Source organism: Streptomyces sp. NPDC002779, from assembly GCF_042888685.1.
In the GTDB taxonomy this organism is placed as follows: Bacteria; Actinomycetota; Actinomycetes; order Streptomycetales; family Streptomycetaceae; genus Streptomyces.
This window is the reverse complement of sequence record NZ_JBIAQC010000002.1, coordinates 279,924-303,634: the sequence shown is the minus strand read 5'-3', so window position 1 is coordinate 303,634 and position 23,711 is coordinate 279,924. Positions and strand designations below refer to the sequence as shown.

Annotated in this window: 20 protein-coding genes; 10 read left to right on the top strand and 10 right to left on the bottom strand. The window is 72.6% G+C overall.

Translation table 11 applies throughout. The features are described 5' to 3' along the window. Positions 1–358 precede the first annotated feature (358 nt). Complete coding sequence (locus tag ACFYW5_RS06990) at positions 359–559, top strand: helix-turn-helix transcriptional regulator (protein WP_389415911.1); 201 nt, start codon at positions 359–361, stop codon at positions 557–559. Between the two features lie 47 nt (positions 560–606). Here the strand turns inward: ACFYW5_RS06990 and ACFYW5_RS06985 are convergent, their stop codons facing one another. Next, positions 607–1,650, bottom strand: a complete 1,044-nt coding sequence (locus ACFYW5_RS06985; protein ID WP_389415910.1) for a zinc-dependent alcohol dehydrogenase family protein — start codon at positions 1,648–1,650, stop codon at positions 607–609. A gap of 45 nt (positions 1,651–1,695) precedes the next feature. Next, positions 1,696–2,901, bottom strand: a complete 1,206-nt coding sequence (locus tag ACFYW5_RS06980; protein ID WP_389415909.1) for a cation:proton antiporter — start codon at positions 2,899–2,901, stop codon at positions 1,696–1,698. A 194-nt stretch (positions 2,902–3,095) separates the two neighbouring features. Between ACFYW5_RS06980 and ACFYW5_RS06975 the strand changes: the two genes are divergently transcribed. Together ACFYW5_RS06975 and ACFYW5_RS06970 are read left to right on the top strand one after the other, a co-directional pair. Then, positions 3,096–3,311 (top strand): heavy-metal-associated domain-containing protein, encoded by a 216-nt coding sequence (locus tag ACFYW5_RS06975; protein ID WP_389415908.1) that lies wholly within the window; start codon positions 3,096–3,098, stop codon positions 3,309–3,311. A gap of 18 nt (positions 3,312–3,329) precedes the next feature. Beyond that, a complete protein-coding gene (locus ACFYW5_RS06970; protein ID WP_389415907.1) occupies positions 3,330–5,561 on the top strand; it encodes a heavy metal translocating P-type ATPase in 2,232 nt (743 codons plus the stop codon). A gap of 803 nt (positions 5,562–6,364) precedes the next feature. Here the strand turns inward: ACFYW5_RS06970 and ACFYW5_RS06965 are convergent. From ACFYW5_RS06965 to ACFYW5_RS06955, 3 genes are all read right to left on the bottom strand, one after another. After that, entirely contained in the window at positions 6,365–7,654 is a 1,290-nt protein-coding gene (locus ACFYW5_RS06965) for a citrate synthase (RefSeq protein ID WP_250078220.1), read from the bottom strand. Between the two features lie 244 nt (positions 7,655–7,898). Further along, on the bottom strand, positions 7,899–10,136 hold the full coding sequence (locus tag ACFYW5_RS06960; protein ID WP_389415906.1) for an ATP-dependent RecD-like DNA helicase: 2,238 nt from the start codon (positions 10,134–10,136) through the stop codon (positions 7,899–7,901). A 30-nt stretch (positions 10,137–10,166) separates the two neighbouring features. Next, positions 10,167–10,532 carry a hypothetical protein gene (locus ACFYW5_RS06955; RefSeq protein WP_389415905.1) on the bottom strand — a complete coding sequence of 122 codons (366 nt, stop codon included), beginning with the start codon at positions 10,530–10,532 and terminating at the stop codon, positions 10,167–10,169. Between the two features lie 153 nt (positions 10,533–10,685). Here ACFYW5_RS06955 and ACFYW5_RS06950 point away from each other — a divergent pair, with 153 nt between their 5' ends. Next, a complete protein-coding gene (locus ACFYW5_RS06950) occupies positions 10,686–11,609 on the top strand; it encodes a ribokinase (RefSeq protein ID WP_389415904.1) in 924 nt (307 codons plus the stop codon). A 261-nt stretch (positions 11,610–11,870) separates the two neighbouring features. Beyond that, complete coding sequence (locus ACFYW5_RS06945; RefSeq protein WP_389415903.1) at positions 11,871–12,620, top strand: hypothetical protein; 750 nt, start codon at positions 11,871–11,873, stop codon at positions 12,618–12,620. Between the two features lie 68 nt (positions 12,621–12,688). Here ACFYW5_RS06945 and ACFYW5_RS06940 read toward each other — a convergent pair whose 3' ends face one another. Then, positions 12,689–14,746 carry a hypothetical protein gene (locus ACFYW5_RS06940; protein WP_389415902.1) on the bottom strand — a complete coding sequence of 686 codons (2,058 nt, stop codon included), beginning with the start codon at positions 14,744–14,746 and terminating at the stop codon, positions 12,689–12,691. Next, a complete protein-coding gene (locus tag ACFYW5_RS06935) occupies positions 14,743–15,684 on the bottom strand; it encodes a class 1 isoprenoid biosynthesis enzyme (RefSeq protein ID WP_389415901.1) in 942 nt (313 codons plus the stop codon). Before ACFYW5_RS06935 ends, ACFYW5_RS06940 begins: the two co-directional genes overlap by 4 nt. Before the next feature lie 272 nt (positions 15,685–15,956). On the opposite strand from ACFYW5_RS06935, the gene ACFYW5_RS06930 reads away from it, so the two are divergent. Next, the gene (locus ACFYW5_RS06930; protein ID WP_389415900.1) at positions 15,957–16,403 is read left to right on the top strand and encodes a DUF5937 family protein; all 447 of its coding nucleotides are present in this window, start codon (positions 15,957–15,959) and stop codon (positions 16,401–16,403) included. Here ACFYW5_RS06930 and ACFYW5_RS06925 read toward each other — a convergent pair. From ACFYW5_RS06925 to ACFYW5_RS06915, 3 genes are read right to left on the bottom strand one after another with little or no spacing between them, the layout of a single operon-like run. Next, entirely contained in the window at positions 16,400–17,230 is an 831-nt protein-coding gene (locus tag ACFYW5_RS06925) for a sugar phosphate isomerase/epimerase family protein (RefSeq protein WP_389415899.1), read from the bottom strand. The two genes, ACFYW5_RS06930 and ACFYW5_RS06925, sit on opposite strands and share 4 nt — an antisense overlap. After that, complete coding sequence (locus ACFYW5_RS06920; protein ID WP_389415898.1) at positions 17,227–18,378, bottom strand: dihydrodipicolinate synthase family protein; 1,152 nt, start codon at positions 18,376–18,378, stop codon at positions 17,227–17,229. Before ACFYW5_RS06920 ends, ACFYW5_RS06925 begins: the two co-directional genes overlap by 4 nt. Beyond that, the gene (locus ACFYW5_RS06915; RefSeq protein ID WP_389415897.1) at positions 18,375–19,526 is read right to left on the bottom strand and encodes a Gfo/Idh/MocA family protein; all 1,152 of its coding nucleotides are present in this window, start codon (positions 19,524–19,526) and stop codon (positions 18,375–18,377) included. Before ACFYW5_RS06915 ends, ACFYW5_RS06920 begins: the two co-directional genes overlap by 4 nt. Before the next feature lie 247 nt (positions 19,527–19,773). On the opposite strand from ACFYW5_RS06915, the gene ACFYW5_RS06910 reads away from it, so the two are divergent. The 4 genes from ACFYW5_RS06910 (at position 19,774) to ACFYW5_RS06895 (ending at position 23,634) form a co-directional block, all read left to right on the top strand. Next, positions 19,774–20,820 (top strand): LacI family DNA-binding transcriptional regulator, encoded by a 1,047-nt coding sequence (locus ACFYW5_RS06910; RefSeq protein WP_389415896.1) that lies wholly within the window; start codon positions 19,774–19,776, stop codon positions 20,818–20,820. 112 nt (positions 20,821–20,932) lie between these two features. Further along, the gene (locus ACFYW5_RS06905; protein WP_389415895.1) at positions 20,933–21,727 is read left to right on the top strand and encodes a sporulation protein; all 795 of its coding nucleotides are present in this window, start codon (positions 20,933–20,935) and stop codon (positions 21,725–21,727) included. Between the two features lie 103 nt (positions 21,728–21,830). Beyond that, positions 21,831–22,763, top strand: a complete 933-nt coding sequence (locus ACFYW5_RS06900) for a GNAT family N-acetyltransferase (protein WP_389415894.1) — start codon at positions 21,831–21,833, stop codon at positions 22,761–22,763. Positions 22,764–22,833: 70 nt separating this feature from the next. Next, positions 22,834–23,634, top strand: a complete 801-nt coding sequence (locus ACFYW5_RS06895; RefSeq protein ID WP_389415893.1) for a sugar phosphate isomerase/epimerase family protein — start codon at positions 22,834–22,836, stop codon at positions 23,632–23,634. Positions 23,635–23,711 lie beyond the last annotated feature (77 nt).

Sequence of the window (23,711 nt, the reverse complement as noted above, 5' to 3'; positions counted from 1 at the left end):
TCGGCGGGGGAAACGGCGGGCCGGACCCGACGCAGCGGGTGCGGCCCGCCCTGCCGTCCCCGTACATTCCTGCCGTCCCCGCACATTCCTGCCGTCCCCGCACCTTCCGCCGCGGCCGTCAACGCGCCGCGCCCATGCGCCCGCGTGCGCCTTTGCGTCACCTGTGTCACAAACGCCCCCCTTGTGTCACACATGTCGCACCTACGCGGGCCTTGCGTCACACCCGGCGCACAGCCCCTGCCCTGCGGTCACCGAGCGTCGTTCACCGGGCACAGGCTTTGTGATCACCAGCGCAGCGCCCGGTCCCCCCGACGGCCGTTCCGGCCGCCGCCGCGGCGCGCGCGGGGAGGTGCACGTCATGACCGACCGACGGCTCTGGTCGTACAAGGAGATCGCGGCGCACATCCGGGTGCAGCCCGACACCGTGCGGTCCTACCGCAAGCACGGGCTGCTGCCCCCGCCCGACCATGTGGAGGGCGGCAAGCCCTACTGGTACGCCGACACCGTCCGGGCGTGGGTCGCCTCCCGCCCGGGCAACCGCGGCCGACGATCCGACTGACGCCCCGGTGCCCCGCCTCCGTGCGGGGCACTCCCACGCCCGGTGCCTCAGCTCCAGGGCTCGATGACCGTCACCCCCGGCCCCGGTGCCGTGCCCATCGCCGCCAGCGCGGCCGGGGTCTCGTCCAGGGTGATGGCGGAGGTGACCAGGAGGTCGGGGCGCAGCACGCCGGACCGGACGAGCTCCAGCATCGGCGGGTAGGTGTGCGCGGCCATGCCGTGACTGCCGAGGAGTTCCAGCTCCCAGCCGATGGCGCGGGCCATCGGGACGGGGGTGGTGCCGTCGGCCGAGGGCAGCAGGCCCACCTGGAGGTGCCGGCCGCGCCGGCGCAGGCCGTTCACCGAGGCGGCGCAGGTGACGGGCGAGCCCAGGGCGTCGAGGGAGAGATGGGCACCGCCACCGGTCAGTTCCCGGACCGCCTCGGCGGTGTCCGGGGTGCTCGCCGCGTCCACGCAGTGCGCGGCCCCGAACTTCCTTGCCAGGGCCAGCGCCTGGGGCGAGACGTCCACGGCGACGACCCGCGCGCCCGACGCGGCCGCGATCATCACCGCGGACAGGCCCACCCCGCCGCAGCCGTGCACCGCCACCCACTCCCCCGCGGCGACCCGGCCCTGCCGCACCACCGCCCGGAACGCGGTGGCGAACCGGCAGCCGAGCGAGGCCGCGGTGGCGTACGACAGGCCGTCCGGTATCGCGACCAGGTTCACCTCGGCGTGGTCCAGCGCGACGTACTGGGCGAAGGAGCCCCAGTGGGTGAAGCCGGGCTGGGTCTGCCGCTCGCACACCTGCTGGTCGCCCGCCGCGCAGGCCGGGCAGTTTCCGCAGGCGCAGACGAAGGGGACGGTGACCCGGTCGCCGGGGCGCCAGCCGCTCACCCCGGGGCCCACCGCCTCGACCACACCGGCGAGTTCATGGCCGGGGACGTGCGGCAGCGTGATGTCGCGGTCGTGGCCCTGCCAGCCGTGCCAGTCGCTGCGGCACAGGCCGGTGGCCTCGACCCGGACCACGACTCCGTGGTCGGCGGGGCGGGGGTCGGGCAGGTCGCGTACCTCGGCGGGTTCGCCGTACTGCTCGAAGACGACGGCTCGCATGGGGCTCCTTTCCTCCCCGGCGAAGACTAGGTCCTGCCGTTTCGATCACCAGGACTCCGGCTCCCTGGCCGCGTCCCGCGGCGCCGCACGCTCGCCCCGCAGCCGCAGTCCGGCCAGCGGGAACACCAGTACCGACACCATGGCCGCGCCGACCAGCGCCGCCGCCTCGTCGGTGCGCAGGGTGCCGGCGTCCACGCCGATCGTGGTGATGGCCACGACCAGCGGCAGGGCGGTGGCGGCGAACAGGGTCAGGGCGCCCCGGTCGCGGCGGCCGAGGTCACGCGGGGCGAGGGCGTACACCGGCAGCCCCCGGACGGCGAGGAAGAGCAGCAGGAACAGCGGCAGGAGCAGCAGGGCGCAGCCGCCGGACAGCAGGGAGTCCAGGTCGAACTCGATGCCGGTGACCACGTAGAACACCGGCACCAGGAAGCCGAAGCCCATCGCCTCGACCTTCTCCATGACCGGTTCCGCGCTCTCGGGTGCCGAGCCGTGCAGCACCAGCCGCGCGATCACCCCGGCGGCGAAGGCGCCGAGCAGGGTGTCCAGGCCCAGCGCCTGGGAGACGCCGAGCATGACCGCGAGCAGCAGGACCACCAGGCGTACGGCGAACTGGCCGCTGGTGTGCAGCGTCACCTCGACCACCCGGGAGAACCACGGCGGCCGGGGCCGCGTCGCCCACCACACGGCGACCGCCGTCAGCAGCGCGAACGCGGCCAGCACCACCGCCGAGCGGCCGGGCGAACGGCCGCTCAGCAGCAGGGCGATGGCGATGATCGGCCCGAACTCCCCGACCGCGCCGAACGTCAGCATCACCGAGCCGAACCGGGAGCGCAGGTCACCCGCGTCGCGCAGCATCGGCAGGACGGTGCCGAGGGCGGTGCTGGTGAGCGCCGTACCGATGTACACGCCCCGGTCGAAGTCGAAGCCGGACAGCAGGGTGGCCAGGCCCAGACCCAGCGCCAGGGAGATCAGCCAGGCGCGCACCGACCGGCGCAGGGTGGTGCCGCGGACCTTGTCGAACTCGATCTCGTAGCCCGCGAGGAAGATCAGCATCGCCAGGCCCAGGTCGGCGAGGACGTCGATGACCTCGCCCTCCCCCGCCCAGCCGAGCACGTCCGGGCCGACCAGGATGCCCAGTGCGATCTCGAAGATGACGAGCGGGACGGGCAGCCGGCGGCCGACCCCGTGGGCGAGCGGCGGCGCCAGCACCGCGATGGACATGATGAGGATGAGCGTCCCGGCCTGCGACATAGGGGGTACCTACCATAAGGAGTGGACAAATCCCCCCAAGCCGCGGGATTCTTCCGGGGCCCGGTCCCGCGCGGGCGCCCGCGCCCGGCCGCTGCGCCCCGTCTTGGAGTAATACCCCGCCGGGGTATACGGTGGTGATACGGGGACCCCTCGTGGTACCCGTCAGCCCCACATGCCTCGACGAGGAGAACAACATGAGCGTCAGCGCCGTCTACAAGGTCAGCGGGATGAGCTGCGGACACTGCGAGGGCGCCGTCTCCGGCGAGATCTCCGAGCTTCCCGGCGTCAGCTCCGTGAAGGCCGTGGCCTCCACCGGCGAGGTGACCGTCGTCTCCGCGGAGGCGCTGCGCGAGGAGGATGTGCGCGCGGCCGTGGACGAGGCCGGTTTTGAACTCGTCGGCGCCGTCTGAGCGGTCCGGAGTCCGGCCATGTCCACCGTCACCCAGGCCCCCGCAGCCCCCACCTCCGAGGTCGAGCTGCTCATCGGCGGCATGACCTGCGCCTCGTGCGCCGCCCGGGTCGAGAAGAAGCTCAACCGGATGGACGGGGTCACCGCCAGCGTCAACTACGCCACCGAGAAGGCGAAGGTCAGGTACCCGGCGGGGGTCGAGGTGGCCGATCTGATCGCCACGGTGGTCAAGACGGGATACACCGCCGAGGAGCCCGCCCCGCCCGAGCCCGCCGCGCCGGAGCAGGCGGCCGAGGACGACCCCGAACTCGCGGCCGCCCGGCAGCGCTTCACCGTCTCCGCGCTGCTCGCCGCGCCCGTCGTGCTGCTGTCGATGGTCCCGGCGCTGCAGTTCGACAACTGGCAGTGGCTCGCGCTCACCCTCGCCGCGCCGGCCGTCGTCTGGGGCGGGCTGCCCTTCCACCGCGCCGCCTGGACCAACGCCCGGCACGGCGCCGCCACCATGGACACCCTGGTCTCGCTCGGGACGCTGGCCGCCTTCGGGTGGTCGCTGTGGGCGCTGTTCCTCGGGGACGCCGGGATGCCCGGGATGCGGGACGAGTTCCGGCTCACCGTCGGCGGGATGGACGGCGCCTCGACGATCTACCTCGAAGTGGCCTCCGGAGTGGTCGCCTTCATCCTGCTCGGCCGCTATCTGGAGGCCCGCGCCAAGCGGAGCGCGGGAGCCGCGCTCCGGGCGCTGATGGACCTCGGCGCCAAGGACGTGGCCGTCCTCAGGGACGGGCGGGAGCGGCGGATCCCGGTGGCCGAACTGGCCGTCGGCGACCGGTTCGTCGTACGGCCCGGGGAGAAGATCGCCACCGACGGCACCGTCGTCGAGGGGGTCTCGGCGGTGGACGCCTCGATGCTGACCGGGGAGTCGGTGCCGGTCGACGTGACGGCCGGCTCCGCCGTGACCGGCGCGACCGTCAGCGTGAGCGGGCGGCTCGTCGTCGAGGCCACCGAGGTCGGCGCCGGCACCCGGCTCGCGCGGATGGCGCGGCTGGTGGAGGCGGCGCAGAGCGGCAAGGCCGAGGTGCAGCGGCTCGCGGACCGGATCTCCGCGGTCTTCGTGCCGGTGGTGCTGGCCATCGCCGTCGCCACCTTCGGGGGGTGGCTCGGTGCCACCGGTGACACCGTCGACGCGTTCACCGCGGCCGTCGCCGTCCTGATCATCGCCTGCCCCTGCGCGCTGGGGCTCGCGACCCCGACCGCGCTGATGGTCGGCACCGGGCGCGGGGCCCAGCTCGGCATCCTGATCAAAGGGCCGGAGGTGCTGGAGTCGACCCGCCGCGTCGACACGGTCGTCCTCGACAAGACCGGCACGGTGACGACGGGACGGATGACCCTGCACGAGGTGTACGTCGCCGAGGGCACCGACGAGACGCAGGTGCTGCGGCTGGCGGGCGCCCTGGAGCACGCCTCCGAGCACCCCGTCGCCCGGGCGGTCGCCGCGGGGGCCGAGGAGCGGGCCGGGGCGCTGCCGGTGGCCGAGCACTTCGAGAACGTGCCCGGGCGGGGCGTACGCGGGCGCGTGGAGGGCCATGAGGTCGCCGTGGGGCGGCTGTTCGCGTCGCTTCCCGGGGAGTTGGCCCGGGCCCGGGACGAGGCCGAGAGGGATGGGCGTACGGCCGTCGTCGTCGGCTGGGACGGGGCCGCGCGTGCGGTCCTCGCGGTCGCCGACACGGTCAAGGAGACCAGCGCCGAGGCCGTGCGCGAGCTGCGCGCGCTCGGGCTCACGCCGGTGCTGCTGACCGGGGACAACCGGGCGGTCGCGGAGGCGGTGGCGCGCAGCGTCGGGATCGAGCAGGTGATCGCCGAGGTGCTGCCCGAGGAGAAGGTCGCGGCGGTACGGCGGTTGCAGGGCGAGGGGCGGACGGTCGCCATGGTCGGCGACGGCGTCAATGACGCGGCCGCGCTCGCCACCGCCGATCTGGGGCTGGCGCTGGGTACGGGGACGGACGCGGCGATCGAGGCCGGGGATCTGACGCTGGTGCGGGGGGATCTGCGGGTGGCGGCGGACGCGATCCGGCTGTCCCGGCGGACGCTCACCACGATCAAGGGCAACCTCGTGTGGGCGTTCGGCTACAACGTGGCCGCGCTGCCGCTGGCCGCGGCGGGGCTGCTGAACCCGATGATCGCGGGCGCGGCGATGGCGTTCTCGTCGGTCTTCGTGGTGACGAACAGCCTGCGGCTGCGCACTTTCCGGTAGGGGCGCCTCTGGAGTCCTGCGCGAGCCTCACATAAGCTCTTCACAAGGCTCGCGCAGCATCCTTACGCTTGGGCTCGTTCGATGGATCGGGTCTCTTGCGTATCTAACGGACATTTGCAAGAGACGCAGATCACAGTGATGCGAACGTAACCATCGAAGGGGTTCGAAGGTCTAAGTTGGCGATGTCAGGAAGCGTCTTGGGGGGCGTGGACTGGCGTCTGGGGTTGTCTTGGGGGACTTCCTCAGAGATGCGTTGCCGGGGCACGCACACCGGGGAGCTTTGAGCGGCCCTCCCGGGTGCGTTGTCCCGGCAGACCGCACACCGAGTAGTACGGCGGACTCCGCCCGTTCTGCTCAACGCAGTACCGAACAACAGCGATTCAGGCGCTGTCCTCACAGACGCCCGGCCGGATCCCGTGGGGGGAATCCGCACCGGGACATGGGAAGGCGCCCTGGACGTCGGCCCGTGGGGGGACCGGCGCCAGGGCGCCTTCTTCTTGGTATTACGGCCGGAACACCTACGGCGTTCACCGCGCAGAGCAACAACACCGGGTCGACCCCCGGCAGGGCAACACCGGGACGGAACGAACCACGCCCGTGCAGGGCGCCGCCGTGACGGCGCCCCCGACCGGCAGGTGTCAGCGCTCCTCGACCGGGACGAAGTCCCGCTCCACCACGCCCGTGCCGTGCTCACCCGGGGACAACCCCCGGACCCCCGGCAGGGCGACAAGACCCGCAACCGCGCCACGAAGCGAACAGCACCATGGCGGCGCCACCGAAGCGGCGCCCCCGACCGGCAGGTGTCAGCGCTCCTCGACCGGGACGAAGTCCCGCTCCACGACGCCCGTGTAGATCTGGCGCGGGCGGCCGATGCGGGAGCCCGGCTCCTTGATCATCTCGTGCCACTGGGCGATCCAGCCCGGGAGGCGGCCGAGGGCGAACAGGACCGTGAACATCTCGGTCGGGAAGCCCATGGCCCGGTAGATCAGGCCGGTGTAGAAGTCGACGTTCGGGTAGAGGCTGCGCGAGACGAAGTAGTCGTCGGAGAGCGCGTGCTCCTCCAGCTTGAGCGCGATGTCCAGCAGCTCGTCGGACTTGCCGAGGGCCGAGAGGACATCGTGCGCGGCAGCCTTGATGATCTTGGCGCGCGGGTCGAAGTTCTTGTAGACCCGGTGGCCGAAGCCCATCAGCCGGACGCCGTCCTCCTTGTTCTTCACCTTGCGGATGAAGGAGTCGACGTCACCGCCGGAGGCCTGGATGCCCTCCAGCATCTCCAGCACGGACTGGTTGGCGCCACCGTGCAGCGGGCCCCACAGGGCGCTGATGCCGGCCGAGATCGAGGCGAACATGTTCGCCTGCGAGGAGCCCACCAGACGGACCGTGGAGGTCGAGCAGTTCTGCTCGTGGTCCGCGTGCAGGATCAGCAGCTTGTCGAGGGCGGCGACGACGACGGGGTCGAGCTCGAACTCCTGCGCGGGGACCGAGAAGGTCATCCGCAGGAAGTTCTCGACGTAGCCCAGGTCGTTGCGCGGGTAGACGAAGGGGTGGCCGATCGACTTCTTGTACGCGTAGGCCGCGATCGTCGGAAGCTTGGCGAGCAGCCTGATCGTGGAGAGGTTGCGCTGCTTCTCGTCGAAGGGGTTGTGGCTGTCCTGGTAGAAGGTCGACAGCGCGGAGACGACCGACGACAGCATCGCCATCGGGTGGGCGTCGCGGGGGAAGCCCCGGTAGAAGTTCTTGACGTCCTCGTGCAGCAGGGTGTGCTGGGTGATGTCGTTCTTGAACGTGCTCAGCTCGTCGACGGTGGGCAGCTCACCGTTGATCAGCAGGTAGGCGACCTCCAGGAACGTGGAGCGCTCGGCCAGCTGCTCGATCGGGTAGCCGCGGTACCGGAGGATGCCCTGCTCGCCGTCGAGGTAGGTGATGGCGGATTTATAAGCGGCCGTGTTGCCGTAGCCGCTGTCCAGGGTCACCAGACCGGTCTGGGCGCGGAGCTTGCCGATGTCGAAGCCCTTGTCGCCGACGGTGCTGTCGATCACCGGGTAGGTGTACTCGCCGTCGCCGTACCGCAGTACTACAGAGTTGTCGCTCACGTCTTCCCTCACCGACGTTGTGCCTCTTCTTCGAGGTTGCCCTGACTGTCTCTACCATCCCCCATTTGGCGCATGAGAGTGCACTCGGGGTCGACCATTGGGCTTATTGGCGGCACTCAGTGCCGCCAACTTGCTCATCCTGCCCCTCCGCACCGGCATCCGGAAGAGCTGTGTGACGTTTACGACTCGTTTGATCGATCAAATTTCACTCACCTCTCCCCGGAGCGCGCTGAGAGCCTGGCACTCACCGCTCCAGTGCGCGTGGTGCGAGCCTGAAGTCCAGCGCCGTGCAGCGCCGTCCGGCCGAGACCGTGCGCACCGCCTGCCCGATGGCCTTGCGCGAGCCGACGAGCACGACCAGCTTCTTGGCCCGGGTGACGGCGGTGTAGAGCAGATTGCGCTGGAGCATCATCCACGCGCTCGTGGTGACCGGGATCACCACCGCCGGGTACTCGCTGCCCTGGGAGCGGTGGATCGTCACCGCGTACGCGTGCGCCAACTCGTCCAGCTCGTCGAACTCGTACGACACCTCCTCGTCCTCGTCCGTCCGCACCGTCAGGCGCTGGTCGACCGGGTCGAGCGAGGTGACCACACCCACGGTGCCGTTGAAGACGCCGTTCGCGCCCTTGTCGTAATTGTTGCGAATCTGGGTGACCTTGTCGCCGACCCGGAAGACCCGGCCGCCGAACCGCTTCTCCGGCAGGTCGGGGCGGCCGGGGGTGATGGCCTGCTGGAGCAGGCCGTTGAGGGTGCCGGCGCCGGCGGGGCCGCGGTGCATGGGGGCGAGCACCTGGATGTCCCGGCGCGGGTCGAGCCCGAATTTGGCCGGAATCCGGCGGGCCGCCACGTCCACGGTGAGCCGGCCGACTTCCTCGGTGTCGTCCTCGACGAAGAGGAAGAAGTCCTTCAGGCCGTCGGTGAGGGGGTGCTGCCCGGAGTTGATGCGGTGCGCGTTGGTGACCACCCCGGACTGCTGGGCCTGGCGGAAGACCCGGGTGAGGCGGACGGCGGGGACCGGGCCGCCGTCGGCGAGCAGGTCCCGCAGGACCTCCCCCGCCCCGACGCTGGGCAGCTGGTCGACGTCCCCGACGAACAGCAGATGAGCGCCCGGCGCGACTGCCTTGACCAGCTTGTTGGCGAGCAGCAGGTCCAGCATGGACGCCTCGTCGACCACCACCAGGTCGGCGTCGAGCGGGCGGTCCCGGTCGTAGGCCGCGTCCCCGCCGGGCTTCAGCTCCAGCAGCCGGTGCACGGTGGAGGCCTCGGCGCCGGTGAGCTCGGCCAGGCGTTTGGCGGCACGCCCCGTGGGGGCGGCGAGGACGACCTTCGCCTTCTTGGCGCGGGCCAGCTCCACGACCGACCGGACGGTGAACGACTTGCCGCAGCCCGGCCCGCCGGTCAGCACGGCGACCTTCTCGGTCAGCGCCAGCTTGACGGCGGCCTCCTGCTCGGGCGCGAGCTCGGCGCCCGTACGGCCCTTCAGCCAGGCCAGCGCCTTGTCCCAGGCCACGTCCCGGAAGCCGGGCATGCGGTCGGCGTCGGTGCGCAGCAGGCGCAGCAGCTGTCCGGCGAGGGAGAGCTCGGCGCGGTGGAAGGGGACGAGGTAGACGGCGGTGACGGGGTCGCCGCCGTCCGGTGCGGGCACCTTCTCCCGTACGACGCCGGGCTCCTCCCCCGATTCCTCGTCCGGTGCCGCCAGCTCCGCGAGGCACTCGATGACCAGACCGGTGTCGACCTGCAGCAGCTTCACCGCGTCGGCGATCAGCCGCTCCTCGGGGAGATAGCAGTGCCCCTGGTCACTGGACTGGGACAGGGCGTACTGCAGGCCCGCCTTGACCCGCTCGGGGCTGTCGTGCGGGATGCCGACGGACTGGGCGATCTTGTCGGCGGTGAGGAAGCCGATGCCCCAGACGTCGGCGGCGAGCCGGTAGGGGTGATTCTTCACCACCGAGATGGAGGCGTCGCCGTACTTCTTGTAGATGCGCACCGCGATGGAGGTGGAGACCTCGACGGTCTGGAGGAAGAGCATGACCTCCTTGATCGCCTTCTGTTCCTCCCAGGCGTCGGCGATCTTCTTGGTCCGCTTGGGGCCGAGACCGGGGACCTCGATGAGCCGCTTTGGCTCCTCCTCGATGATCCTCAGGGTGTCCAGGCCGAAGTGCTGGGTGATGCGGTCGGCGAAGACCGGGCCGATGCCCTTGACCAGCCCCGATCCCAGATAGCGGCGGATGCCCTGGACGGTGGCCGGCAGCACGGTGGTGTAGTTGTCGACGGTGAACTGCTTGCCGTACTGGGGATGGCTGCCCCAACGGCCCTCCATCCGCAGGGACTCGCCGACCTGGGCGCCGAGCAGCGCGCCGACGACCGTGAGGAGGTCGCCGCCGCCGCGGCCGGTGTCGACCCGGGCGACCGTGTAGCCGTTCTCCTCGTTGGCGTACGTGATGCGTTCGAGCACGCCTTCTACCACCGCCGGACTGGACATGATCCGACGCTACCGTCCGGCACTGACAGCTCAGCCGGACTGTGCCTTCACATGGTCGAGGACCTTGCGGAACTCCTCGGTCGGGGAGAACTCCACGAACTCGCAGTCCTCCAGGGCGACCGGGACGTGCCCGGGGCCCCAGTAGTAGGCCTGGCCCTCCTCGTAGACCTCCTCGCCGACCGGGGTGACCATCCGCAGCCGGCCCTTCAGCACCAGGCCCCAGTGCGGGCACTGGCAGGCGTCGCCGGGCAGGCCCTTCATCGCCGGGCCCATGTCCGTGCCCTCGGGCAGGCGCACATAGCCGACGGACATGCCGCCGCCGATCGGTTCGGTGCGCAGTTCCACGCCACCGCCTTCCAGGAAGACGGGCACCTCGTCGCGTGTCGTCGCCGTCATGGTTCCTCCGCTCCGGGCCGCGGGCCCTTGAGGAGAACGACCCCGCAGTTCCAGCGTGGCACCGGCGCGGCCCGGGTGCCCTTCCGGGCGCCGCGGAGTTCGGCAGAATCGCCCGGGCGGACAGCCGTAGCGGACGGACACGGGAGACATTTCATGGACGCCTACGACCTCCTGGTCGTCGGATCCGCCAACGCCGACCTGGTGATCGGCGTGGAGCGGCGGCCCGGTGCCGGTGAGACGGTGCTCGGCTCCGATCTAGCCGTCCACCCGGGCGGCAAGGGCGCGAACCAGGCGGTGGCGGCGGCCCGGCTCGGGGCGCGTACGGCCCTGCTGGCCCGGGTCGGCGACGACGCGCACGGCCGGCTGCTGCTCGACTCGCAGCGGCGGGCCGGGGTGGACACGGCGGGCGTGCTGGTCGGCGGCGCGCCGACCGGGGTCGCTCTGATCACCGTGGACCCGTCCGGGGACAACAGCATCGTGGTCTCGCCGGGTGCCAACGCCCGTCTGACGCCCGAGGACGTACGGGCCGCCGCGCGCCTGATCCGGGCCTCGCGGGTGGTCTCCGCGCAGTTGGAGATCCCGTTGGAGACGGTCGAGGAGGTCGTACGGAATCTCGCGGCGGGCAGCCGGTTCGTGCTGAACCCCTCGCCGCCGCGGCCACTGCCGCCGGAGGTGCTCGCCGCGTGCGATCCGCTGATCGTCAACGAGCACGAGGCGAAGGTGATCCTCGGGGACGCCCGTGCCGGGGAGCAGCCCGAGGACTGGGCGCGGCTCCTGCTGGCGAAGGGACCCCGTTCGGTGGTCGTGACGCTGGGGGCGCGGGGGGCGCTGGTGGCGTCCGCCGAGGGCGTGGCACGGGTGCCGTCCGTGCGGGTGGCGGCCGTGGACACCACCGGCGCCGGGGACGCCTTCACGGCGGCGCTGGCCTACCGGCTCGGCTCGGGCGCCGGGCCGGTGCGGGCGGCGGCCTACGCGGCCCGGGTGGGCGCGGTGGCGGTCACCCGGGAGGGCGCGCAGGCGTCCTTTCCGACGGCGGCGGAGGTCGAGGCCCTGGGAGAGGGCGCGCGCGAGGAGTGAGCCGTACATGCTTCGAGGGGGCCCGGTCCGTCGACCTGGCCCCCTCGCGCTCTCCCCCTCCGTGTCAGAACCCCCCGCGATCCCCCCAGATCCCCCTCCAAGAAGTTCCGACACCCAGTACGACCCACGTCCCCGGGAAAGGGTTGTACGGCTTTCCGAGAATTTATTCGGCCCTCGGCGCGAGCGGTGGGGCGGCGTGCCGGTGGCGTCACCGGGTACCCGTCGGCACAAGGCGTCGACAGAGGGCAGGCGGGTACGGCGATGAGCGACGAACCCGGACTGCTGCGGCCCGAAGTGCCCGTCGCACTCGCGCCGTTGCAGCGGTTCCCCCATCTGCTGCGGTGCCGGGCCACCGGTCTGACCGGGCCGGAGTTCGCGCGGGCGCAGCGGGTCACGGTGGCGTGGGCGGTGCTGCCGCCGGCCGTGACCCTGATCGGACTGCTGGTGCCGGCCGTGCGGACGGCGGCACTGGGCGGTGCGGCCCTGCTGGGGCTGCTGGTGCTGACGAGAGCAGTCCTGCTGATGGTCTTCGAGCGCCGTCAGCAGCGGTACGAGCCGCGCTGGCTTGCCGAGCGGACCGCCGCCCTGCGCCGCCACGAGTTCCCGGTGCTGCGCTGCTCCGTCCGCTACGACGAGACGCCGGGCCTGGCCCGGGTGTACGACCTGACGAACGGCGACCAGGTGGGGCGGCTGCTGGACCGGCGGGCCCGGGAGCGGGCCGCGGGCACGCATGCGCGGGCCACCCTGGAGTTCGTCTGTGCGACGCGGGAGCGGGTGTCGGCGGTCGCCGAGGTGCGCCGGGAGCTGGCCGAGCTGGAGCTGCTGACGGTACGGCCGGACGGCGCGCCCGCCCGGGTCAGCTTCCCGCAGGCGCGCTATCTGCCACTCCCGGAACCCGGACGCCGACCGGCACGGCGGGCTTACTGGGCACTGTCCGGGCCGGTTCTGGTGGTGGCGGCAGGTGTTGGGGAGCGGGCGGGGGCGGCGGGGCCGGCGGTCTCGGCTAGGTGAGGGTGCGGCAGGTCGTCGCGGGAGCTGACGGTACGGCCGGACGGTGCGGGTGGCCGCCTGCGCTGGGCCTACCGGAAGCTGTCCGGGCCGGTTCTGGTGGTCGTCGCCGGGGACGGGGAGCGGGACGGGGCGGTGGTTTCGGATAGGTGGCGGTGGAGGAGGGCGTGGCGGAACTCGTAGTAGCCGTTGACCTGCCGCAGCACCCCGCGCTCCCGGGCGTCCTCGGCGAACCGGATGAGCCGGCGCGGGGTGTGTCCGCGGAGCGCGAGCCACACGCGTGAGGGCAGGAAGCGGCCCCACGCGCTGGAACCGAGCGCCATCATGCCGAGGCCGACGGAGCTGAGCAGCGCCCCGGAGACCGCGCCCAGCAACGCCTCGGCCGCCCGGGGCAGTTCGTCGATGAGGGTGACGTCGTCCAGTTGCGGGGTCCGGTGACCCTCCTTGAGCGCCGCGCCGAGGTAGGCCCCGGTCAGCGCGCCCGGGACGGCGCCGGTGAGCCAGGCGTACCGGATGGCGACGCGGTCGGAGCGCAGCAGGCCGACCGGGGTCACCGCCTCCAGGGGATCGCTCGGCTCGCTGAAGTAGCGGGCGGCGGCGAAGGTGAGGGCGCTGAGCAGCCCGCCGATCGCGATGTGCACGGGGCGCTCGTAGAGGAAGGCGACGATCACCGCGCAGGCCGCGCCGCCCATCACCCCGAACCCCAGGACGCGTTGCAGGGCGTGGCGGCTGGGCGGCCGTACCGAACGCAGCCGGGGCTTGGCGCGGCGCGGGTCGTCCTGCGGGACCAGCTCCACGACGAGCGCGCCGATCACGGCGGCGCCGAGGCCGATCCACAGGCCGAGCCAGGGGCGTTCGAAGAGGGCGAAGAGGAGGGCGGCGGCGGCCGAGCAGGCGAGCGCGGCGTTGGCCAGGGCCACGGTGAGGAACAGTCCGCGCGGCACCGAGCGGTGCAGCTGCCACCAGGCGAACCGGTGGGTGCCCGGTTCGGCCTGCCTGGCCAGGAAGCCGAGCCAGCGCCGGGCGTCCTCGACGTCGAAGGGGCCCGGGAGGCGCCGGTAGGTCTCGGTGACGAAGTTGTTCAGCAGGTACCGCTTGATCCGCTCCTCGGCCCCGGAGTCGTCGGCGGCCAGCAGGTCCGCGGGGAGCGAGCCGCCGAGCGCCACGGCCAGCGACAGCATGAACGGTGTCTCCAGCGCCCGCGCCACGGGCCCGTCCGGGCGCGCGCCGAGCGTGGCCAGCAGCGGCCCCCGTTCCGCGCCCCCGGCGCGCTCCAGCACTCCCCCGGCCTCGTCGGCGCGCAGCGGCTGAAGGCGTACGAACAGCGTGTCGCGCAGCACCCGTGCCGGTTCCAGGTCCGCGAACTCGGCGGCCCGGCAGGTCAGGACGTAGGAGCGGCCGACCAGGTCGGCCTGGACGGCGTGCAGGGCGGCGGCGCGGTCGGACGCCTCGTCCAGGCCGTCGAGGACGGGCAGTACGTGGAAGCCCAGGAGTTCCTCGGCGATCTTGCGGTCCTTGGTCCGCTCGCCGACGGTCGGGTAGTGCAGGGCGAGTTCGTCCGTCATCCAGTCGGTCAGCGAACGGGTGCGGTCCCAGGAGGAGAGCTGGAAGAGGACCGGGACGACGTCGGGCTCGGCGGGTTCCAGGGTGAGCAGGACGCACAGGGCGGTCTTGCCGGCGCCGGGCTCGCCCGTGACCACCAGCCGGGACAGGTGCCCGGCGCGGGCGTGCCGGACGAAGGCGCCGGTCAGCTCGTCGAGCACGCCCTCCTCGCCGAGTTCGGCGGACAGCTGGGAGGCGCGTTCGGAGCCGGGTTCGCGCCGCCAGCGCACGGCCATCCGGCGCTCCTCGTACAGCTCGCGGTAACGGCTCTCCCGCAGCCACTGCCTGGTCACCTTGCGGGCCAGCGCGGATGCGGCCTCCTCGGCGGTGACGTCGGGCCGGCGGCCGCTGCGCAGCGCGTCGAGGGCGAGCCCGGCGACGGGCAGCACGACGCCGACGAAGGCGAACCACAGCTCGATGGGTTCCGGGCCGCCGTCCCGCAGCCCGAACCCCACCACCACGACGGTGGCCACCACGATGACGGCCAGCACGGCGTGGACGGCGAGGGTGTGCCGGTCGCGGTTCATGGCGGCGGCTCCGCCCCGGCCGCCGGCAGGGCGTCCTCGCCCCGGGACAGGAACGCCAGGACGGCCGAGCGGCGGGCGGGCCGCCGGGCCAGCCGCCCCAGCGCCGGGAGCCTGCGGCTCACCCAGGCCTGGAGCAGCAGGAAGTACAGCATCCCGCAGTACGGCCGGGCGGCCGGGCCGCCGTGGACGGCCGCCAGCCGGGGCCGGATGGCCCGCAGGCGCCGGGCGATGCCGGGCAGGGTGAGCGCGCCGCACGACACCAGGGTGGTGACGCCGTGCTCCCGGTCGAACTGGACGTCCAGGTAGTCGTCGAGCGACTGGAGGATCTCGCCGAGGTCCATGACCAGGTTCCGCTCGGCCGGTCCGAGCCGGGGCTTGACCAGGCCGCACAGGATCAGATGGGCGGCGGCGCCCTTGCCTCGGGTGATCTTCTCCAGGACGTCGAGGGGCACGCCGGGTTCGCGCTGGCGGCGGGAGAGGACCTGGTACTCGTGCAGCGAGACCAGTGCCATGAACACGGACGCGTCGGGCCGGTGGGCGAGGTTCCGCTCGATCGCGTACACCAGCCGCCCGAGCAGTAGCTCCGCCGGGGTGCCCGGGACGAAGGGGCGGTTGCCCAGGAGTTCGCCGAGCCGGTCGCCGACGGCCGGGTCACGGTCGGCGTCCCCGTCGATGAGGTCGTCGTAGAGCCGGGTGACGGCACCGGCGAGGACGGCCACGTCGGGTTGCAGCCGGTGCCCGGTCAGCCGGGCGTAACCGAGCATGGCCAGGCCGAACTTCACGCTCATGACGCGCAACGAGTTGTCGACACGGGCGCGTTCGCGCGGATCGGGCAGGCTCTCGGCGACGAGCGGCGCGACGACCCGCTCGTAGCTCCGCACGAGCACCGGTAACGAGCGGTACGCGGCCCGCGCCGCCGACGGCAGCCCTGCGGCCATTCCCAGGCTCCGCACCAGAGCCCCGACCTCAGCGACCGTCTGCCGCATCCCCGCTCCCGCCCCCAAGGGCTCCGAGCGTCCCATAACGGTGCGCAGGTGGTAAAGCGGTTCGGCCACACCCGGCAGGGGCGGGTCAGGCCCGCCCGCGGGACCCCTCCGGCACGCTCGATCCCTCTCGCCTTCTCGCCAAGTCCTGCCGGAAAGGATCGCTCCGCCGCTGAGCTCGCCGCCAGTGTTTCAGCCGTGGCCGAATCCGGTGGGGGGTCGTGGTCATGGAGGCCGAACTCGATTTACCCGACGGGGACTTGGCGCGTCTGCGGTTCGCCGTCTCGCCGCTGTGGGAGGTCGCGACGAGCTTCCGGCTGCTCCGCGCGGGGCGCCCGCACCCGGCGCATCGCCCGTGGGTCGAACAGGTACGTCCGCGGGTGGCGGCGGCGGGTCTGGAACGGCTCGCCGAGCTGGTACCGGCCGACGGCTATGTCCCCGATTTCCTCAACCCGGCGCCGCCCGGCCCGGACCCGGCCCTCGCCGAGGAGCTGGCCGCCGTACGGTCGGCTCCGGTGGAGCGGATCCGCCGGACGCTGGGTGCTCTACGCGCGCACCGCGACGGCCGACGCGCTGCTCACCCAGAAGATGAGATTCGCCTGAGACAGGTGATCAGGGCGGCGGAAGCGCGGGGCCTGCCCACCGGGCGGGCTCCCCGCGCCCGCGTGTGCTAACCCGTGTGCGCCACGAAGCGCGCCGCGGTCTCCGCCAGCACCTCCCGGCCGTCCCGCGCCCACAGTCCGTCGTTGAAGAGCTCCACCTCGATGGCGCCGGTGTAGCCGGCGGCCTCCACGTACCCCTGCCACTCCCGCATGTCGATCGAGCCGTCGCCGATCTGCCCGCGGCCGGTGAGCACGCCCTCGGGCAGCGGCGTGGTCCAGTCGGCGAGCTGGAAGGTGTGGATCCGCCCGCCCGCGCCCGCCCGGGCGATCTGCGCGGGCGCGTCGTCGTCCCACCAGATGTGGTACGTGTCCACCGTGACGCCGACCTGGTGGGCGGGGAAGCGTTCGGCGAGGTCCAGGGCCTGGGCGAGGGTGGAGACCACGCAGCGGTCGGCGGCGTACATCGGGTGCAGCGGTTCGATGGCCAGCCGTACCCCGTGGTCCTCGGCGTACGGGCCCAGGACCGCCAGCGCGTCGGCGATCCGCTCCCGCGCGCCGCGCAGGTCCTTCGAGCCCGCCGGGAGACCGCCCGAGACCAGGACGAGGGTGTCCGTGCCCAGGGTGGCCGCCTCCTCGACGGCCCGCCGGTTGTCGTCCAGCGCCCTGGCCCGCTCCGGCGCGTCGATCGCGGTGAGGAACCCGCCGCGGCACAGGGTGGTGACCGTCAGCCCCGCGTCCCGGACCGCCTTGGCCGTCGCCTCCAGGCCGTACGCCTGGACGGGCTCCCGCCACAGGCCGACGTTGACGACGCCCAACTGTCCGCACGTCTCGACCAGTTCCGGCATCGACAGCTGCTTGACCGTCATCTGGTTGATGGAGAAACGCGCCAGGTCCGTCACTGGTTCACCCCGTACGTCGACAACAGGTTCCGCATCCGTTCCTCGGCACGTTCCGGGTCCGGGAACAGGCCCCGGCCGTCGGCGAGTTCGTAGGCGCGGGCGAGGTGCGGGAGCGAGCGGGCCGACTGCAGGCCGCCGACCATCGTGAAGTGATCCTGGTGGCCCGCGAGCCAGGCCAGGAAAACCACGCCGGTCTTGTAGAAGCGGGTCGGCGGCTGGAAGAGGTGGCGGGACAGCTCGACGGTCGGGTCGAGGAGTTCCCGGAAGCCCTTGGCATCCCCCGTGTCCAGCACCCGGACCGCCTCCGCCGCCAGCGGGCCCAGCGGATCGAAGATGCCGAGCAGGGCGTGGCTGAAGCCCTTCTCGTCCCCGGCGATCAGCTCCGGGTAGTTGAAGTCGTCGCCGGTGTAGCAGCGCACGCCGTGCGGGAGCCGCCGGCGCAGGTCGATCTCGCGCTGCGCGTCCAGCAGGGAGACCTTGATGCCGTCGACCTTGTCGGGGTGGGCGGCGATGACCTCCAGGAAGGTGTCGGTGGCCGCGTCCAGGTCCGCGGAGCCCCAGTAGCCCTCCAGCGCCGGGTCGAACATGGGGCCGAGCCAGTGCAGGATCACGGGTTCTGCGGACTGGCGCAGGAGATGGCCGTAGACCTCCAGGTAGTCCTCGGGGCCGCGGGCGGCGGCCGCCAGCGCCCGGGACGCCATGAGGATCGTCTGCGCGCCTGACTCCTCGACCACGGCGAGCTGTTCCTCGTAGGCGGCGCGGACCTCTTCGAGGGTGCCCGCGGCGAGCTGGTCGGTGCCGACCCCGCAGGCGATGCGTCCGCCGGCCGCGCGGGCCTCGGCCGCGCTGCGCCGGATCAGCTCCGCCGCGCCCACCCAGTCCAGGCCCATCCCGCGCTGCGCGGTGTCCATGGCCTCGGCGACACCGAGCCCGTGGGACCACAGATGCCGGCGGAAGGCGAGCGTGGCGTCCCAGTCGACGGCGGCCGGCGAGTCGGGGCTGACGTCGGCGAACGGATCGGCGACGACATGGGCCGCGGAGAACACCGTACGAGAGGTGAAGGCCGCGCCCGGGGTGACGGCGACGGGCTCCCGCCGGGGCTCGTACGTCCTCAAGGACCCGTGGGAGTCCGGGAGTCGGATGGTCACAGCGCGATCTCCGGTACGTCGAGGCGGCGGCCCTCGGCCGAGGACTTCAGGCCCAGTTCGGCGAGCTGGACGCCGCGGGCGCCGGCCAGGAGGTCCCAGTGGTAGGGGGCGTCGGCGTAGACGTGCCGCAGGAAGAGCTCCCACTGCGCCTTGAAGCCGTTGTCGAACTCGGCGTTGTCCGGCACCTCCTGCCACTGGTCGCGGAAGACCTCGGTGGCCGGGATGTCGGGGTTCCAGACGGGCTTGGGGGTGGCCGAGCGGTGCTGTGCGCGGCAGGTGCGCAGCCCCGCGACCGCCGAGCCCTCCGTGCCGTCGACCTGGAACTCCACCAGTTCGTCGCGGTTGACCCGCACCGCCCAGGAGGAGTTGATCTGGGCGACGGCACCGCCGTCGAGCTCGAAGATGCCGTAGGCGGCGTCGTCGGCGGTGGCGTCGTAGGGCTTGCCGTTCTCGTCCCAGCGCTGCGGGATGTGGGTGGCGGTGAGCGCCTGGACGGACTTCACCCGGCCGAACAGCTCGTGCAGCACGTACTCCCAGTGCGGGAACATGTCGACGACGATGCCGCCGCCGTCCTCCGCGCGGTAGTTCCAGGAGGGGCGCTGGGCGGACTGCCAGTCGCCCTCGAAGACCCAGTAGCCGAACTCGCCGCGCACGGACAGGATCCGGCCGAAGAAGCCGCCGTCGATGAGGCGCTTGAGCTTGAGCAGGCCCGGGAGGAAGAGCTTGTCCTGGACCACGCCGTGCTTGATGCCCTTCGCGCGGGCCAGCCGGGCCAGTTCCAGGGCGCCCTCGAGACCGGTGGCGGTGGGCTTCTCGGTGTAGATGTGCTTGCCCGCGGCGATCGCCTTCCTGATCGCCTCCTCACGGGCGGAGGTGACCTGGGCGTCGAAGTAGATGTCCACGGCCGGGTCGGCGAGGACCGCGTCGAGGTCCGTGGAGATGTGCTCCAGGCCGTGGCGGTCGGCCAGCGTCCTGAGCGCGTGCTCGCGGCGGCCCACCAGGACCGGCTCCGGCCACAGCACGGTGCCGTCGCCGAGGTCGAGGCCGCCCTGTTCGCGCAGGGCGAGGACGGAGCGGACGAGGTGCTGGCGGTAGCCCATACGCCCGGTCACGCCGTTCATGGCGATACGCACCGTTTTGCGTGTCACGTCATTCCCTTCGTCCGCTGACGCCCCACCGGCGCAGCAAGCGCTTTCTATATGGACTGAAGCTAGCCTCTGACCAGTGGTCTGTACAAGACCGTGATGGGGATGAGTCGTTCGAGGGGCGAACCAACCGGGTGCCCGGCCGTATGGTCTGGTCGGCGGCCCCGGAACCGTATGCGCCGGGGGCCTGTCTAGGAGCACGTACGACGTACGAGGCGGTACGAGAGATGCGCGACCGGAGGACGACGAGATGACGGTGACCCTGGCGGACGTGGCGGCCCGCGCGCAGGTCTCCCCCGCGACGGTGTCGCGCGTGCTGAACGGGAACTACCCCGTCGCCGCGTCCACCCGGGAGCGGGTGCTGCGCGCCGTGGACGAGCTGGACTACGTGCTGAACGGTCCGGCGAGCGCGCTGGCCGCCGCCACGTCCGACCTGGTCGGCATCCTCGTCAACGACATCGCCGACCCCTTCTTCGGGATCATGGCAAGCGCGATCCAGGCGGAGATCGGCGGCCCCGGCGGGCGCGCCGGCGGCGAGCGGCTGGCCGTGGTCTGCAACACCGGGGGCTCACCGGAGCGCGAACTGACCTATCTGACCCTGCTCCAGCGGCAGCGGGCGGCGGCCGTGGTGCTGACCGGCGGGGCCGTGGAGAACGCCCCCCACGTGGCGGCGGTCTCGACCAAGCTGCGCAAGCTGGCGGAGGCGGGCACCCGGGTGGTGCTGTGCGGGCGGCCGCCGGCGCCGGACACCGGGGCGATCGCGCTGACCTTCGAGAACCGCGGGGGCGGCCGGGAACTCACCGAGCATCTGATCGGCCTCGGCCACCGCCGCCTCGGTTACATCGCGGGCCCCGAGGAGCGCACCACGACCCGGCACCGCCTGGAGGGACACCGGGCCGCGCTGGAGGCGCACGGCATCGAGGACGACCCCCGCCGGACCGTCCACGGCCGCTACGACCGCCGCTCCGGTTACGAGGCCACGCTGGAGCTCCTGCGCCGCGACCCGACCCTGACGGCGGTGGTCGCCGCGAACGACTCCGTCGCGCTCGGCGCCTGCGCGGCCGTGCGGGAGTCGGGGCTGCGGATCCCGGAGGACGTCTCCGTCGCCGGCTTCGACGACCTGCCGTTCAGCATCGACGCGGTGCCCTCCCTGACGACGGTGCGCCTGCCGCTGTCGGAGGCGGGGGCGCGGGCCGGGCGGATCGCGATGGGCCGCGAGGAGGAGCCGCCCGGGGGCATCGCCACGATCAGGGGCGAACTGATGGTCCGGGGGTCGACGGGGGTGCCGCGGAACTGAGGTCGGGGGGCTTCGGGCGTGCCGCGGAACTGAGGTCAGTGATCATCTACCGAATGGCCGGTTCCGCTGCCTGCAGTGCGCGGGACAGATCATTCAGGGGAGGGGTCACAGGATGGCGTTCCGTACATTTCTCAGTGCGCTCGGGATCAACGCGCCGCAGGTGGAGACTGTGCTGGACCGGGAGGCGGTGCGGCCCGGGGAGAAGCTGACCGTTGTGGTCACCCTGCGCGGCGGCGCCGACGTGCTCGTCGAGCGGCTGAAACTGGACGTCGTCGGACGGTTCGAGGACAGCGAGCCGGACGAGACCGGGTGGGCGAACCCGGGGGTGATCCTCAGCTGGACCGAGGAGGGGCCGTTCGCCCTCGCCGCGGGCAAGGAACGCGTCAGGGACGTCGACTTCGAGCTGCCCTGGGAGATGCCGCTGACCCATGTCCTCGGCGGGCGCAGGCTCAAGGGCGCCCGGGTGGCCGTACGGACGGAGCTGGCGATCGACAACTCCGTGGACCGGGGCGACTTCGACGAGTTCTCCGTGCACGCCCTCGCGCCGCAGGACGTCGTCCTCCAGGCCTACGCCGACCTCGGGTTCCGCTTCGACGAGGCCGAGCTGAAGAAGGGCACGCCCGGCTCGGCGGTGGCCTCACGGGTCGGCTTCTGGCAGGAGATCGAGCTGTGGTTCCCCGCCGAGTACGGGTCGATCGGCGGGCTCGGGATCGCCTTCAACGCCCGCGAGGACTCGCTGGACCTGCTGACCGGCGGCTCCGGCGGGCTCACCTTCTCCTACGACGACCTCGACCCGGAGCAGGTGCGGGCCCGGCTCGACGCCCACTACCGGGAGCGGTTCCTGCCCGCCTGGTCGGAGATCCCGGCCGGGGCGATGCCTTCCGGGGTCCGCCCCGGCGAGGGGTAGCCGGGAGGGCGCGGGGGTTTTAGTCTCGACCCGTAGACATCTCTGACTGAGTCAGAGATCCGCGTTCAGACATCTGCGTCGCGCAGGGGAGAGCGGGCCGAGCATGACCGTCCAGGACATCCGCGCCTTCAACCGCTTCTACACGAACGTCATCGGCGCCCTCGACCACCGCCGCCATCTGCACGCCCCGTACACCCTCACCGAGGCCCGCGTGCTGTACGAGCTCGCGCACTCCCCGCGGACCGACGCCGCCGACCTGCGCGGCGAACTGTCCCTGGACTCGGGGTACCTGAGCCGGATCCTGACCCGGTTCGAGCAGGACGGTCTGGTCGAGCGGGCACCCTCCGCGCAGGATCCCCGGCGCCGCCGGATCACGCTCACCGCCCAGGGGCGGGAGACCGCCGCCCTGCTCGCCGAGCGGTCGGACCAGGCCGTCGGTTCGCTGCTGTCGGCGGTGCCGGCCGCCGACCGGGCCCGGCTCGCCGAGGCGATGCGCACGATCCGCGAGATCCTCTCCGCGGGCCGCCCGCCGCGCGGCGAGGACATCGTGCTGCGCGAACCGGTCGCGGGCGACCTCGGCTGGATCGTGCAGCGCAACGCCGCGCTGTACGCAGCGGAGTTCGGCTGGAACACCGACTACGAGGGGCTGGTCGCGCGGATCGTCGCGGACTTCGCCGAGGACCACGACCCGCACCTGGAGCGGGTGTGGATCGCCGAGCTGGACGGGCGTCCGGTCGGGTGCGTGATGTGCGTACGGGACGAGGCGCCGGCCACCGCCCGGCTCCGCCTGCTCCTGGTCGAACCGGACGCCCGCGGCCTCGGTGCCGGGGACCGGCTGATCGGCGCGGTCGTCGACTTCGCGCGCGGGGTCGGCTACCGGGACCTGGTGCTGTGGACCAACGACGTCCTCGCCGCCGCCCGCCGCCTCTATCAGCGCCACGGCTTCGTCCTGACGGCGGAAAAACCCCACCGCTCCTTCGGCAAGCACCTCACGGGCCAGGACTGGCGCCTGAACCTGACGGACGCCCAGCAGTGACGGCGCGACCCGCACCGCTGACTGGTGCCCGCGCTGACCGGCGGTCGGGGTGGCGCGTAGAGTCGCGAGCATGAAGCTGGCGTTCTCCACTCTCGGTGTCCCCGGTCTTCCGCTCGCCGATGTGCTGCGGCTCGCGTCCGCGCACGGCTATCACGGCGTCGAGTTGCGCGCGCATCCCGAGGAACCGGTGCATCCCGGGCTCGGGCCCGAGGAGCGCGTCGCGGCGGCGGCCGCGTGCAAGGCGGCCGGCATCGAGGTCGTCGGCATCGCCGGGTACGTCCGGGTGGCCGCCCCCGGCCCCGACGAACCGGTGATCCAGGAGCTGTACGGCCTGCTCGACCTCGCCCGCGACCTGGGCTCCGGTTTCGTCCGCGTCTTCCCCGGCGCCGAGGAGTCGCAGAGCGCCGAGGACGCCGACGCGACGGCCGCCCGCAGGCTCGGCACCGCCGCCGAGTACGCCGCCGACGTCGGCGTACGGATCCTGCTGGAGACGCACGACTCGCACCGCACCGGCGCCGACGCCATCCGGGTGCTGGGCCTGGTCGGGCACCGGCACGCGGGTGCGCTGTGGGACGTGATGCACACCTGGCTGGGCAGCGAGCAGCCCGCGGAGTCGTACGCCGCGCTCGCCCCGCATCTCGGCTACGTCCAGGTCAAGGACATCGCGTCCGCCGAGGACCTCACCCCGCTGCCGCTGGGCGCCGGGGTGCTGCCGCTGGCCGAGTGCGTCGAGGTGCTCTCCCGGCACGGCTGGGACGGCTGGCTGTGCTGGGAGTACGAGAAGCGCTGGTACGAGGGGGCGGCACCGCTCGAGGACCTGCTCGGCGCCGGGCACGACCACCTGGCCCGGCTGCTCAACGACTCCGCGTAATTCGTTGGCCGGGGGCGCGAGCCTCCGGTTAGCGTCCCGGGCATGACCCCGCCCGCGCAGCCGCGCTCCGCCATGCC

Bases quoted from the DNA above. Each gene is read 5' to 3' on its own strand.
- ACFYW5_RS06950 (WP_389415904.1), top strand. From the start codon at position 10,686: ATGGACGCCTACGACCTCCTGGTCGTCGGATCCGCCAACGCCGACCTG.
- ACFYW5_RS06955 (WP_389415905.1), bottom strand. From the start codon at position 10,532: ATGACGGCGACGACACGCGACGAGGTGCCCGTCTTCCTGGAAGGCGGT.
- ACFYW5_RS06935 (WP_389415901.1), bottom strand. From the start codon at position 15,684: ATGGCCGCAGGGCTGCCGTCGGCGGCGCGGGCCGCGTACCGCTCGTTA.
- ACFYW5_RS06940 (WP_389415902.1), bottom strand. From the start codon at position 14,746: ATGAACCGCGACCGGCACACCCTCGCCGTCCACGCCGTGCTGGCCGTC.
- ACFYW5_RS06985 (WP_389415910.1), bottom strand. From the start codon at position 1,650: ATGCGAGCCGTCGTCTTCGAGCAGTACGGCGAACCCGCCGAGGTACGC.
- ACFYW5_RS06930 (WP_389415900.1), top strand. From the start codon at position 15,957: ATGGAGGCCGAACTCGATTTACCCGACGGGGACTTGGCGCGTCTGCGG.
- ACFYW5_RS06945 (WP_389415903.1), top strand. From the start codon at position 11,871: ATGAGCGACGAACCCGGACTGCTGCGGCCCGAAGTGCCCGTCGCACTC.
- ACFYW5_RS06910 (WP_389415896.1), top strand. From the start codon at position 19,774: ATGACGGTGACCCTGGCGGACGTGGCGGCCCGCGCGCAGGTCTCCCCC.
- ACFYW5_RS06975 (WP_389415908.1), top strand. From the start codon at position 3,096: ATGAGCGTCAGCGCCGTCTACAAGGTCAGCGGGATGAGCTGCGGACAC.
- ACFYW5_RS06990 (WP_389415911.1), top strand. From the start codon at position 359: ATGACCGACCGACGGCTCTGGTCGTACAAGGAGATCGCGGCGCACATC.
- ACFYW5_RS06980 (WP_389415909.1), bottom strand. From the start codon at position 2,901: ATGTCGCAGGCCGGGACGCTCATCCTCATCATGTCCATCGCGGTGCTG.
- ACFYW5_RS06960 (WP_389415906.1), bottom strand. From the start codon at position 10,136: ATGTCCAGTCCGGCGGTGGTAGAAGGCGTGCTCGAACGCATCACGTAC.
- ACFYW5_RS06970 (WP_389415907.1), top strand. From the start codon at position 3,330: ATGTCCACCGTCACCCAGGCCCCCGCAGCCCCCACCTCCGAGGTCGAG.
- ACFYW5_RS06895 (WP_389415893.1), top strand. From the start codon at position 22,834: ATGAAGCTGGCGTTCTCCACTCTCGGTGTCCCCGGTCTTCCGCTCGCC.
- ACFYW5_RS06905 (WP_389415895.1), top strand. From the start codon at position 20,933: ATGGCGTTCCGTACATTTCTCAGTGCGCTCGGGATCAACGCGCCGCAG.
- ACFYW5_RS06900 (WP_389415894.1), top strand. From the start codon at position 21,831: ATGACCGTCCAGGACATCCGCGCCTTCAACCGCTTCTACACGAACGTC.